Annotated in this window: 12 protein-coding genes; 4 read left to right on the top strand and 8 right to left on the bottom strand. The window is 64.2% G+C overall.

All coding sequences use genetic code 11. From position 1 onward, the window contains the following. Positions 1 to 176: 176 nt before the first annotated feature. Together aceA and BM167_RS11785 are read right to left on the bottom strand one after the other, a co-directional pair. Positions 177 to 1196: an isocitrate lyase gene (aceA, locus tag BM167_RS11790; RefSeq protein WP_092893089.1), complete on the bottom strand. Its 1020-nt coding sequence runs from the start codon at positions 1194 to 1196 to the stop codon at positions 177 to 179. 29 nt (positions 1197 to 1225) lie between these two features. Beyond that, positions 1226 to 1504, bottom strand: a complete 279-nt coding sequence (locus BM167_RS11785) for a hypothetical protein (RefSeq protein ID WP_143095500.1) — start codon at positions 1502 to 1504, stop codon at positions 1226 to 1228. 338 nt (positions 1505 to 1842) lie between these two features. Between BM167_RS11785 and BM167_RS11780 the strand changes: the two genes are divergently transcribed. Then, on the top strand, positions 1843 to 2793 hold the full coding sequence (locus BM167_RS11780; protein WP_092892678.1) for an ABC transporter ATP-binding protein: 951 nt from the start codon (positions 1843 to 1845) through the stop codon (positions 2791 to 2793). Further along, positions 2793 to 3563 (top strand): ABC transporter permease, encoded by a 771-nt coding sequence (locus tag BM167_RS11775; RefSeq protein ID WP_092892676.1) that lies wholly within the window; start codon positions 2793 to 2795, stop codon positions 3561 to 3563. Before BM167_RS11780 ends, BM167_RS11775 begins: the two co-directional genes overlap by 1 nt. A gap of 33 nt (positions 3564 to 3596) precedes the next feature. On the opposite strand, the gene BM167_RS11770 is transcribed toward BM167_RS11775, so the two are convergent. Continuing rightward, a complete protein-coding gene (locus BM167_RS11770; RefSeq protein ID WP_092892674.1) occupies positions 3597 to 3794 on the bottom strand; it encodes a hypothetical protein in 198 nt (65 codons plus the stop codon). Between the two features lie 202 nt (positions 3795 to 3996). Between BM167_RS11770 and ggt the strand changes: the two genes are divergently transcribed. Continuing rightward, positions 3997 to 5628, top strand: coding sequence for a gamma-glutamyltransferase (gene ggt, locus BM167_RS11765; protein WP_092892672.1), 1632 nt, complete (start codon positions 3997 to 3999; stop codon positions 5626 to 5628). A 537-nt stretch (positions 5629 to 6165) separates the two neighbouring features. Further along, positions 6166 to 6672 carry a DUF7974 family protein gene (locus BM167_RS11760; RefSeq protein ID WP_092892670.1) on the top strand — a complete coding sequence of 169 codons (507 nt, stop codon included), beginning with the start codon at positions 6166 to 6168 and terminating at the stop codon, positions 6670 to 6672. 7 nt (positions 6673 to 6679) lie between these two features. On the opposite strand, the gene BM167_RS11755 is transcribed toward BM167_RS11760, so the two are convergent. The 5 genes from BM167_RS11755 to BM167_RS11735 form a co-directional block, all read right to left on the bottom strand. Beyond that, complete coding sequence (locus BM167_RS11755) at positions 6680 to 7966, bottom strand: ABC transporter ATP-binding protein (protein ID WP_092892668.1); 1287 nt, start codon at positions 7964 to 7966, stop codon at positions 6680 to 6682. Beyond that, the gene (locus BM167_RS11750) at positions 7963 to 9081 is read right to left on the bottom strand and encodes an ABC transporter ATP-binding protein (RefSeq protein ID WP_092892666.1); all 1119 of its coding nucleotides are present in this window, start codon (positions 9079 to 9081) and stop codon (positions 7963 to 7965) included. The genes BM167_RS11755 and BM167_RS11750 overlap by 4 nt, the downstream gene beginning before the upstream one ends. Continuing rightward, complete coding sequence (locus tag BM167_RS11745; protein ID WP_177213345.1) at positions 9081 to 10121, bottom strand: ABC transporter permease; 1041 nt, start codon at positions 10119 to 10121, stop codon at positions 9081 to 9083. The genes BM167_RS11750 and BM167_RS11745 overlap by 1 nt, the downstream gene beginning before the upstream one ends. A 2-nt stretch (positions 10122 to 10123) precedes the next feature. Next, positions 10124 to 11122 (bottom strand): ABC transporter permease, encoded by a 999-nt coding sequence (locus BM167_RS11740; protein WP_092892664.1) that lies wholly within the window; start codon positions 11120 to 11122, stop codon positions 10124 to 10126. Between the two features lie 96 nt (positions 11123 to 11218). After that, positions 11219 to 12862 (bottom strand): ABC transporter substrate-binding protein, encoded by a 1644-nt coding sequence (locus tag BM167_RS11735; RefSeq protein ID WP_092892662.1) that lies wholly within the window; start codon positions 12860 to 12862, stop codon positions 11219 to 11221. Positions 12863 to 12902 lie beyond the last annotated feature (40 nt).

The raw sequence follows: 12902 nt of genomic DNA, 5'->3' as shown, positions 1-12902 counted from the left end.
ACGCGGGTGCCGCGAGAGGTGTGCGACGAGTGGTGGTGTGGTCGGTCATCGGATGTTCCGCCCGCAAGGTCGCGGGACTCGGTCGATGCGTCACCCGGTCGGTACTTAACGATTGTCCGGGCGTGATACTTCGTGCCACGGTAGGGAGGGACGGTCGGCTCGTCGCCGCGCCCGCCTCAGTCGTCGCTCTCTATCGGCGAGGACTCCTCCTCGGAGAAGCCCTCGGAGTTCTCGATGCGCTCTTGGGCCTCTCTGTCGAACCGCATCTCCGTCTCTTGGTAGTCTTGGACGAACGAGAGTTCGTGGTGGGACTCCGTCGGGTGGCCGATGTAGCGGTCTTCGAGGTCGAACTGCGCCTGTTCGTCGGATTCGGCGATGTTGCTGAGGTCCTCGTAGACGGCGTGTGCGCCCGAGTGGAGGCCGTAGAGGGTGATGAAGATGTAGTCGTAGCCCAGATCACCGAGTTCCTCGAACGTCAGCGGGTCGTCCTCTTCGGACCACGCGAACGACGACGAGTAGTTGAACGCGAGCGAGAGGTCCGGATGCGTCTCGTGGATGGTTTCGGCGTACTCCGTCGCGTCCTCTCGGGAGGGGTCCGGCATCTCCGGCCAGACCAAGTCGACCCCGGCGTCGGCGTAGATGCGGCCGCGTTCGAGGTGTTCCTCCCAGTCGCCGTTGGCAGAGCCGTACGCGTCGGTCCGCGCGATGATGACCGTGTCCTCGGACTGCTTTGCGTCCACGGCCGCCTCGAACCGGGCGCGGGCCTTGTCGCGAGAGACTATCTGCTTGCCCGCGATGTGGCCGCACCGCTTCGGCGTCGTCTGGTCTTCGATGTGGATGGCGGCGACACCGGCCTTCTCGTACTCGCGGACGGCGCGGCGGACGTTGTGGATGCCGCCGTAGCCCGTGTCGCAGTCGGCGACGACGGGCAGGTTCGTCGCCTCGACCATCCGCTTTGCGTTCTCGACCATCTCGGTCATCGTGACCATCTCCAGGTCGGGGAAGCCGAACTGACCGAGGACGGTCGAATAGCCGCTCATGTACGCCGCGTCGAGTCCGGCCAGTTCCGCGAGGCGGGCGTCCAGAGCGTGGTAGATGCCCGGCGCGAAGGTGAAGTTCTGCTCGTCCAGAAGGCGGCGGAACTCCCGTCCGGCGGGGTTGTCGACGTCGCGGGTGAACGTCTCCTCTGCGCCCATCGACTCGCCGCCGATGGTGCCGTCGTCGCTCATCGCGTCCCTCCCAGCGTCGCTTCGATGCGGTTCAACTGCGACTTCAGGTCGGCTATCTCTCTTCGGACGTCGGGGGACCTCTCACCGGTGTCGATGACGGGGACCAACGGCGCTTCCGCGTCCTCTTCGTCGGTCGGTCGTCGGGTCCGTTCGGTTCGGTCGAACTGTCGGGTGGGCGTGTCGATAAGGGGAACCAATGGCGCTTCCATCTCTTCTTCGTCGGTCGGTCGTCGGGCCTGTTCGCCGGGTCGAGTCTGGGTGGTTCGTCGGGTCATGTGATGTCGCGTATCGGTCGGTCGGGTCGGTCTGTCGTCGGTGTCGTCGCGTTCGTCCGTTTGTGCGCGCCTGCGTGGGATACTGTGGTGCGTACGTGCATTCGTCGTCGCCTCACTCTCAGTGAAGACCATCACACGAATAAACATAATGATTGATAGTGATAATATTGTTTAATGGCCTTAATGGCGGGGGGCGGCTTCAAGGGGGTTTCAGTGAGACGGTGTCGCACGGCCGCGTCGCCTATCGGCCGCAGACCGCGCGCAGTGGGGCTTGCTACGGGATACCACCCGCTTCCGGGGTCGGTGCGCTTAATCCCGTCCGTCGCCGACTGACGGTAGTGCCTCCTGCGATAGAGATACGCGATTTAGAGAAGTCGTACGGCGACGTCCACGCTCTCGCGGGCGTGAACCTCGACGTTCCCGAGGGCTCTTTCTTCGGCTTACTGGGACCGAACGGCGCGGGGAAGACGACGTTCATCAACATCCTCGTCGGACTGGTCCGGAAGTCCGGCGGGTCCGCGCGCGTCTTCGGACACGACGTAGAGGACGACTACCGCGAGGCGCGAGACAGAATCGGACTCGCGCCGCAGGAGTTCAACGTCGACCGCTTCTTCCCGATTCGAGAGGTGTTGGCGACGAAAGCAGGCTACCACGGCGTCCCTCGGGACGTGGCCCGCGAACGCGCCGACGAGGTGCTCAAACGCGTCGGCATCTACGACAAACGCGACACGCGGTTCGATTGGCTCTCGGGCGGGATGAAGCGCCGATTCATGCTCGCGCGCGCCCTCATCACCGAACCGGACCTGCTCATCCTCGACGAACCGACGGCGGGCGTGGACGTGCAACTCCGACACGACCTCTGGGAGACCATCGTCGACCTCAACGACCACGGGACGACCATCCTCCTGACGACACACTACATAGAGGAGGCCGAACGCCTCTGTGACGAGGTGGCTATCTTGGACTCCGGTCGAATCGTGGACGTGGCGAGTCCGGACGAACTCATGGACCGCGGCACCGACCGCATCGCCGTCTCGCTTCGCGACCCGCCGTCTTCGGTGCCGGACCTCTCGGCTCTCGACGGGCAGTACGAGGCCGCGGAACTCACGGAGGCGGGTCTGGCCGTCACGGCCCAGCAGGGAGGATTAGTCGCCCCGGACCTCGTTCGCGCCCTCGACAGGGCGGGCCACGAGATAGTGGACCTCGAAATCACGCGCACCTCCCTCGAAGAGGTGTTCGTCGAGATGACGAGACAGGACGACAGAGAGGAGATGGAGGTGTCGAACTGATGTCGAGCGTCGATATGACCGGGTTCGTCTCCCTCCTGCGCCGCGAAATCCTCCGGTTCGTCCGCCGCCCCCGAAACACGTTCGTCCCGCCGTTCATCACGAACGTGCTGTACTTCTCGGTCTTCGGCGTCATCCTCGGCGAGCGAATCAACGAAATCGCGGGCGTCCCCTACATCCTGTTTATCCTGCCGGGTCTCATCGTCCTCGGAGCCATCTCGAACGCCTTCGAGAACGCCTCCTTTTCCATCTTCCACGGCCGGTGGAATCGGTACATAGAGGAAGCGCTCACCTCGCCGCTCTCGTACTCCGCTATGGTGTGGGCGTACATCCTCTCGTCTGCGCTCCGTGGCGTCATCGTCGGCACCCTCGTCGCTCTCATCGGCGCGTTCTTCACGACGGTGGGCGTCACCCATCCGTTCTATCTGGTCGCGTTCATGCTCGTCATCACCCTGCTTTTCGCGAGTCTCGGCGTTCTCGGCGGCCTGTGGGCCGAGGACTTCGACGACCTGACGATGCTGAACCAGTTTATCCTCAGACCGCTGGTGTTCTTCGGCGGCGTCTTCTACTCCATCGCGGAGTTACCGCAGACGCTCCAACAGGTGTCGCTCGTGAATCCGATGGTCTACATGGTCAACGGCGTCAGATACGGTTTCCTCGGCGTCAGCGAGGTAGACCCGAACGCGTCGCTCGCCGTCCTCGTCGTCCTCACCGCCGTCGTCACCGCACTCAACATCGCACTGTTCCGTCGCGGGTACGGACTGACTGACTGACTGACGAGTATTACCTCGCCGCCGAGAGCCGATTTAGGACTCCTTTTTCCCGCGTCGAAGCGCCCAGACGACGAAGGCTACCCCTTCGACTCGCGCGGCCGTGTACACCCACGGCCGGAGTTCGACGTCCGACCCCGACTCGGTTGCGACGTCCATCCAGAAGTCCACGATCTGTTTCGGCGCGAGCAGTTCCACGACGCCCAGTAGCAGCAGTATCGTTCGGAGAGCCATACTCGAGAGTACGCCTCTGACGAGGGTACCTGTGCCGGTGATTCTCGGATAGCGGGGCGCAGGATGCGCATTTACGACCCCGGTCGGTGCCGCGGTCCGTCGGCGTCGGTCGGTCGGAGGCGGCGCGTCGCGGGCCGACCGATACCCGCCCTCTCGTTCCCCTTCGGGTGGACTTTTGGCCGCCGTTTTCGAACGTGCGAGCATGGATATCGACGGGAACGCCGACTTAGACCGGTTCGGGTCGCGGCGGTCGACGGTGTACGGAAAACGGGGCGTCGTGGCGACGAGTCAACCGCTCGCGGCGGAGGCGGGCATCGAGACGCTTCGGGAGGGCGGCAACGCGTTCGACGCCGCCGTCGCCACCGCGGCGGCCCTCAACGTCGTCGAACCCACCTCGACTGGACTCGGCGGCGACGTGTTCGCCCTCTATCGGACCGCAGAGGGCGAAGTGGGCGCGATGCGGAGTTGCGGCGGCGCGCCCGCCGACGCGACGAGAGAGAACGTCCGAGAGGCCGTCGCAGAGGCGGACGGCGTGGACCCCGAGGACGCGGAGATGCCCGACACGGGCGCACAGACGGTGACGGTGCCCGGCACCGCCCGCGGGTGGGAAGCGACCGTCGACGAACTCGGGCGACTCTCCCTCGCGGACGTTCTTGACCCGGCGATTCGCTACGCTACCGACGGCTACCCCGTCTCGGAGATAATCGCCGACGCGTGGCGACACGGAGAAGACCTGTTCGAGACCGACAACGCCCGCGAGGCGTACCTGTTCGACGGTGCCGCGCCCGAGGTGGGCCAGACCGTCACGTTACCGAAACTCGGCGCGACGATGGAGCGAATCGCAGAGGAGGGCGCGGACGTGGTGTACGAGGGCGATATCGCAGAACAGATCGCCGCGGAAGTACAGGAGGCGGGCGGCTTTCTGACCGTCGCGGACCTCGCGGCCTTCGAACCGGAGTTTCCCAACCCCGTCTCGACGACGTACAACGGCGCGGAGATATTCGAACTCCCGCCGAACAACCAGGGCCTCGTCGCTCTCGAAGCGTTGAACATCGCGGAAGAACTCGGCGCGGGCGACTACCCGCTCGACTCGCCGGAACGCGTCCACTACTTCGCGGAGGCGACGAAACTCGCCTTCCGCGACGGCCACCGGTACGTCACGGACCCCGAGTACGAGGAGATTCCGCCCCTCGCGTCGGAGGCGTGGGCGCAAAAGCGGGCCGAAGAGGTGAGAGAAGAGGCGAACCGCGACGTGTCGTTCGGCGTCCCCGACGCCAACGCCGAAGACGCGGATACGGTTCTTCTCACCGTCGCCGACGACGAGGGAAACGTCGTCTCCTACATCAACTCCCGGTTCGCCGGGTTCGGGTCGGGACTCGTCGCCGGCGACACCGGTATCGCACTCCAGAACCGCGGGAGTTCCTTCTCTCTCGACCCCGACCACCCGAACCGCATCGAACCGGGGAAACGACCGTTCCACACTCTCATCCCCGCACTCGCGAAGTTCGACGAGGACGACTGGGCGGCCTTCGGCGTCATGGGCGGCTATATGCAACCGCAGGGTCACGTCCAACTCGTCTCGAACATCGTCGACTACGAGATGCCGCTTCAGGCGGCGCTCGACTACCCCCGGTGGCGGTACCGCGAGGACGACACCCTCGCCGTAGAGGAACGCCTGAGCGACAGTCTCGGGACGAAACTCGTCCGCAAGGGACACGACGTCTGTCTGCTCTACCCGAGTCTGTTCGGCGGCGCGCAGATAGCGCGCAACGACGGCGGAACGCTCTCGGCCGCCACGGAACCCCGGAAGGACGGGAACGCGCAGGGCTACTGACAGGGGGCCATATCGAGTTCCCCACGGAAACAATCGAGTCCTCAGACTCGTCACGTGAGGACAATGACCGAGGGAGACCGGCGTAACTTTCTCGCACGCCTCGGAGCGACTTCGCTCGGCCTCTCCGCGGCGAGTTCGAGTGTCCTCGCCGAACGCGGCCCGAGGGGCCGTCGAACGGCGTTCGGCGGTGTTGCCGTTGAACGTCGCGTCGATGGCGACGCCGAGGACGACGGGCGGTAAGAGACCGACCAGTCGCCCGAAGATGCTCGCGAGCAAGCCGACGGCGAACCACCGGACGTCCGCGCGTCCGCGCGTCCGTCCGTCCGAAACAGTCGGACCATCGGGTCGCCGCGCGATTCGTCCGCGGCCGGTACCACACCGTCGTCTCCGTCTCTCGTCGCCGCAGTGCTCAACTCCCGTCCCGTCTACCGGTCGCGGTACCGAGGCTCCCCCCGAGTAAGCGTCGAGCGGAGATAACGAGAGCGGTCGCCGACCGACGAAAGTAAACGCGCTCTCGCCGTACGTCGGGGCGATACGATGCCGCCCTCGAACGGACCGACCGACCGGCAGAACCGCCACGGGTTCGACGAGACCAAGAGCCCCATCGCCGCCGCCGTCGGGAAGTTCGTCCCGCAGTCCGTCGTCCGCCGGTGTCTCTCCGTGACCGTCGAAACCGACCGCGAGGCGTACGAACGGGGCGACCCCGTGGAACTGACCGTCACCATCGCGAACTCGCTTCCCCTCCCCGTCGAAGTCGAGACGGAGACGCGACGGCTCTGGGGGTGGACGGTGGACGGCGAACTCGACGCAAGCGACGAACGCGTCTACGTCGGTGACGCCACCGGAACGCTCACCTTCCGGGCGAAAGAGCGGAAAGTCCTCTCTACGACGTGGGACGGCCGGTTCAAGCGCGTCGGGGGAGTCGGCGACGACGGCCGGACGCGGTGGGTCGAACCCGAACCGGGCGTCCACGAAATCGGCGCGTTCGTCCCCGTTCCGGGGGCGAACCCGAGCGACAGCGTCGAGATACGAATCGAGAGATAGCGCGGAGTCAGTCCGCGGTCTGGCCGCCGTCGTCGCGGTGGAGGTGACACGCCGCGAGGTGGCGTCCGGTCCCGACTTCGGACTCGACGTCGTACACCGGGAGTTCCTTCGCGCAGATGGACTCCTCTGCGAACGACTCGACGAGCCGTTCGGCGGCGGCGTCCCACTCGTCTTCGAGAACCTCGTCGATGCTCGTCTCGACGATGCGTCCGGGTTCGCCGCCGGGCGTCCCGTCGGGGAAGAACTCCGCGCGCAACGACGCCTCGCCGTCCGTCTCGAACGTCTTCCGTTCGACGGCGCGCATGAAGCGTCGCACCTCTTCCCACTCGTCTTCGGTCATGTCGTACTCGTCGGGTGCGATGAGTTTCGGACACCGCGTCCGGAAGCGACACCCCGAGGGCGGGTCGATGGGCGACGGCACGTCGCCTTCGAGGACGCCGCGTTGGCCCCTCGCCCGCGGGTCCGGTACCGGAATCGACTGGAGCAACGCGTCCGTGTAGGGGTGTTGGGGGTTCTCGAACAGTTCGTCCGTCTCCGCGAGTTCGACCAACTGGCCGAGGTACATCACGGCCACGCGGTCCGAGATGTGGCGGATGACCGAGAGGTCGTGGCTGATAAAGAGGTACGTCAGCCCGAACTCCTCCTGTAGGTCCCGCATCGTGTTCAACACCTGCGCTTGGATGGAGGCGTCGAGCGCCGACGTGGGTTCGTCGCAGACGATGAAGTCGGGGTTGACCGCGAGTGCGCGCGCGAGGTTGACGCGTTGTCGCTGTCCGCCGGAGAACTGGTGAGGGTACCGGTTGTAGTGTTGGGGGTCCAGACCGACCTTCTCCAACAGCATCCGGGCGCGTTTCTCGCGTTCGCCCTCGTAGAGACCGTGGGCCTTCATCGGTTCCTCGACGATGGGGCCGACTTTCATCCGCGGGTCCAGCGACGACTGGGGGTCCTGGAAGATCATCTGCATGTCCTTTCGCATCGAGCGCAGTTCCTCGCCGTCTATCTCGGCGAGGTTCCGGCCCTTGAACAGGACGGCCCCGTCCGTCGGTTCGAGCAGTCGGAGGATGGTCCGAGCGAGCGTCGACTTGCCGCATCCGGACTCGCCGACGAGGCCGACGGTTTCGCCCTTCGCGATGTCGAACGTCACGTCGTCGACGGCTTTCACCGTCTCGGTCTCGAAGAACGCAGAGAGCAGGCCGCCGCCCTGCGTGAAGTGTTTGGTCAGCCCCTCGATTTCGAGGAGCGTCTCGCCGAATCCGACCGAACTCGTCTCGTCTCTGGCTATGGCTTTGCTCATTCGTCGTCACCTCTCGCTTCGACGAGGCCGCCGCCGAACGCCGACGTGGCCTCCGTCTCTAACGGTTCGGCGTCGTCGTACCCGACGTTCTCGTACTTCACGCACGAGACCATGTGCCTCGACTCGCCGGGGTCGCTCACGTCTTGGTACTCCGGACGGACCTCCGGACAGACGGTTCGAGCCTCCGGGCACCGCGTGTGAAAGCGACACCCCGAGGGCGGATTGATTGCTTCGGGCATCACGCCTTTGATGGGCGTCAGTTCCCCCACCGACTGGTCCGGCCGGGGGATAGAATCCAAGAGCGCGTCCGTGTACGGGTGACGCGTCTGGTAGAACAGGTCGTCTACGTCCGCCTGTTCGATTATCTCGCCGAGATACATCACGTTCACTCGGTCGCATATCTCCGCGACGACGCCTAAGTCGTGGGTCACCCAGATGAACGACGTGTTGTACTTCTCTCTGAGGTCGTCCACCAGGTCGATAATCTGGCCCTCGACGGTGACGTCGAGCGCCGTCGTCGGTTCGTCGGCGATGATGAGGTCCGGTTGACACGACAGCGCCATCGCGATGAGGACGCGTTGTCGCATCCCGCCGGAGAACTGGTGCGGATAACTGTCGTAGCGTTTCTCCGGTTCGGGGATGCCGACTTCCCGGAGCATGTCCACCGCGATCTCTTTTGCCTTCTTCTCGGAGACGCCGCGGTTTATCTCGATGAACTCGCGGAGTTGCGCCCCGACTTTGAAAACCGGGTTCAGAGCCTCCATCGGGTCTTGGAAGATGATGGCTATCTCCTTGCCTCGAATCTGCTTTCGCATCTCGGCGTTCGAGAGCATCTCGGGCGAGCGACGGAGTTCGCCGTCCGGCCCCTCCTCGAAGTCGACTATCTTCGTTCCTTTGTACGTCACCGTCCCGCCGACGATTTCGCCGGGATCCTCGACGAGCCGCATGATGGAACTCGTCGCGACGGATTTTCCGGCGCCGGACTCGCCGACGAGGCCGACGAGTTCGCCTTCGTTCACCTCGAAGGAGATGCCGTCCACCGCGCGGACGGTTCCCTCTTCGGTGAAGAACTGGGTCTTCAGGTTCTCTACTTTGAGTAGTGGTTCTGCGCTCATCAGTTGTTTATCCGGGGGTCGAGTGCGTCTCTCAGCCCGTCACCGATGAGGTTGAAGCCGACGACGGTGACGAGGATGGCGATGCCCGGCCAGATGCTGAACCACGCGTTGGGTAGCATATACTGCCGGGAGTTCGCGAGCATCTGTCCCCACGACGCCGTCGGGGGCTGTGCTCCGTACCCGAGAAACGAGAGGCCGGCGATGATGAGGATGTTCACGCCGACCTGCAACGTCGCCTGCACGAGCACGGGTGCGAAACTGTTCGGGATGACGTGCCGGAGGATGATGTTTCTGTCGCGAACGCCTGCGGCCCGCGCCGCCTCGACGTAGTCCTCCTCGCGCACCGAGAGCACGCGAGAGCGGATGAGGCGGGCGAACGTCGGTATGGTGGCGATGCCGACGCCCACCATCGCGTACGTCAGGTTACGGCCGAACGCCGTCATGAACGCGATGACGAGCACGAGAAACGGGATGGCGTACAGCGTCTCGGACCCGCGCATCAGCGCGTCGTCTATCCAGCCGCCGTAGTAGCCGGCGACGGAACCGACGAGCATCCCCAGAGCCATCGCGATACCCGTCGAGACGATGCCGACGGTGATGGCGATGCGCGTCCCGTAGAACAGGCGCACGAGGATGTCGCGCCCGCGGTGGTCGGTTCCGAGCGGGTTCGCCCACGTCCCCGGCTCGTTCGGGTAGAGTTGGTTCGTGAGTCCCACCGGCGGGCGGAGAATCTGCGCGGAGTTCGGGTCGACGTTGGGGTTGACCCAGAACGTCTCTGCGAACCAGTACGGGCGAACGCCCATGTCCGCGAGGAACTGCACCTCCGAGAGCACGTCGAAGACGATGCTGTCTACGAACGCGATGGCGGCGACGAGCACCATGACCGCGATGATGAACAGTCCGGCCAGCGCCGTCGGGTCGCGCTTGACTTGCGACAGCGTGTACCGCCATCCGACGCGCGACTCTAGCTCCTCGGCGACGCCGTCGCCGGTGTCGCGGTCGGCGTCCGCGTCCATTCCGGTCGTTGATTCGTCTACCATCGTCACTCACCCCCCTCGAAGGTGACCCGCGGATCGACGTACGCGTACGAGAGGTCGGTGATGATGACCCCGATGACGAACACGAGACCGAACACGAGCGTCGTCCCCATGACGAGCGGGAAGTCTTGGTTCTGTATCGCCGTGATGATGAGCCGGCCCATCCCGTTGATGGAAAAGACCGTCTCCGTCAGTACGGCCCCGCCGAGCGCGGAGGTGAGCTGTAGTCCCACGAGCGTGATGAGCGGGAGCTGAGCGTTTCTGAAGGCGTGCTTCCGGACGATTTTTCCCTCGCTGACGCCGTAGGCGCGAGCGAGCTTCACGTACTCTTCGCCGAGCACTTCGAGCATCGAGGAGCGCTCGATGCGCGTGAACGCCGCCATCTGCAGCGTCCCCAACGTTATCGTCGGGAGGATGAGGTGGTGAATCGACGTGGTGATGACGCCGAGTTGCGTCGCCGCGCCGTCCACGCTCGCGGGCGGTGCCCACGGCAGGATGAGGCTCGTCGAGGGGAAGACGTCGAGCCAAAACGAGAACACGATGATGAGCATCAGCCCGATCCAAAAGGAGGGCGTGCTCACGCCGAGTAGCGCCACGACTCGCGAGACGTGGTCGGTCGGCTTGTTCCGGCGCTTCGCGGAGACGATACCCAGCGGTACCGCCGTCACCAGCGCGAAGGTGAAGCTCGAAAGCAGCAGATAGAGCGTTACCGGCAGTCGCTCTGCTATCTTCTGCGTCACCGGCACCTGGTAGTAGATGCTGGTCCCCAGATTCAACTGGACCACGTCGACGAGGTAGTTGACGTACCGGACGTACAGCGGTTGGTCGAGTCCGAACTTCGCTCGGATGGCGTCGGCTTGTTGTGCGCTCGGCGACGGTCCGAGCATTATCGATACCGGGTCTCCCGGGATGGCGTCGGTGAGGAAGAACGTGATAGTAATCACGCCCACCACCACCGGAATCGCCTGGAGCAGTCGGCTGATCGTGTACCGAAGACGTCCCATTATTGCACCACACGTTGTGAGGCGTTCATGTCTCTACTCGCCGTTTTGCGGACGTTTTGTACATAAATATGACGTAGCCGTCTCCGTTCTGTCAGTCTACTTGTTGACGGAGACGTTGTTGTGGCCCGTACACAGCGTGAAGCTGAGCACCGGGTGAGATGCGAAGTCATCGACGTAGTCCTTCACACCGAAGCTGTTTTTGAGGTTGTACGCGGGCAGGTGCGCGCGGTCTTCGAGAACCGTGGTGGTCCCCTCGACGTAGAGCTGTTTGCGCTCTTCTTGGTCGTTCGACTCGCGGGCTTGGAGGAACTTCTCGGTCGCCGTCGCCGCCTTGTCGCTGCTGTCGTGGTAGAACGTCCCGTCGGTGACGCCGAGCGTGGAGTCGTCCGCCCCGAACATGTAGTAACTGAACGCGTCGGGGTCCGGCGTTCCGGACCACCCGAGCGTGTAGATGTTGTAGTCGTCCTCGCTCCCGGAGATGTACTGGTCGAGGAACGCGCCCCAGTCGAGACGCTGGACGCTCGCGTCCCATCCGGCCTCCTTCAGGCCGTTGGAGATGGAGGTGCCTATCTGTTGGCGCTTGTCGTCCGGGGGGACGATGATGCGGAACGAGTAGTCGTCCGGCACGCCCGCCTCGTCGAACAGTTCCTTCGTTTTATCGACGTTCTTGTCGTGGGGAATCTGCTTCCACTCGTCGACGGGGAAGCCCCAGTCCTCGGCGATGGTCTTCGGGTACGGGCTGTACTGACGAACGCCCGTCGGTTCGACGTAGTTCGACACCGCCTGGTCCATGTTGAACGCGTAGTCGACGCCCTCGCGGACGAGGGGGTCGGTCGTGGGACCTTCCTTGCAGTTGAACGCGGCGTAGAAGTACCCGATGCCGGGGACTTCCTCGATGCTCGCGTCCTCGATGTTGCGGACGGTCGAGTACTGCTTCGGCGGAATCTCTTTTACGACGTCGTTCTCGCCGTTCTTGAGGGTCGTGACGCGCGTCGTCGCCTCCTCTACGGGGACGTACTCGACTTCGTCGACCTTCGGCTTTGGTTCGCCCCAGTATTCGGGGTCCGCTTTGATGCGCGCGTAGTCCCCTTCCTGCCATCCTTCGAAGGTGAACGGCCCCGACCCGATGAGGGCGTCGCCCGTGTTGAACGCGTCTTTGTCCTCTTCGCGGACCGACTTCGGAATCACGTACCACGTCAGAGTCGTCGGGAACGGCGCGAAAGCGTACTTGAGGTCGAACTGAACGGTCTTTTCGTCGACGGCCTCTATCGTGTCGACCATGTTCAGTTCCGAGGCGTTCTGTGTCTCCTCTTTCACCGGCGCCTCGAAGGAGTATTTGACGTCCTCCGCGGTCACGGCGTCGCCGTTAGAGAACGTCGCGTCCTCTTCGATTTCGACGACGTAGCGCGTCCCCTCTTGGGACACTTCGGGCTCACCGGTCGCGAGGACGGGGACGATGCCCGTGCTCTCGTCGTAGGTGTAGAGGCCCTCGACCACCCGGTCGACGACTTCGGTCGACGGGACGTCGTTCAGGACGATGGGGTCGAACTCGATCGGACTCTTCGTCTGACCGATCTTGAGTTTGGTCGACGACCCACCGTCGCCGGTCGTGTTACCCGTTTGGTCGCCGCTACCGCCCTGTCCCGAACATCCCGCGATGCCGGCCAGGCCGACGCCACCGAGTCCCTGCAGGACCCGACGACGGTTCAGCTTACTGTGGAAGGTTTTCTCGTCAGACATTGGGTTAGTACACCCTTTGTTGAGGGATACCGTGATTCAA

Source organism: Halopelagius inordinatus (assembly GCF_900113245.1).
Taxonomy (GTDB): Archaea; Halobacteriota; Halobacteria; order Halobacteriales; family Haloferacaceae; genus Halopelagius; species Halopelagius inordinatus.
The sequence above is the reverse complement of the archived record's forward strand: the minus strand, read 5'-3'. Positions and strand labels throughout refer to the sequence as shown.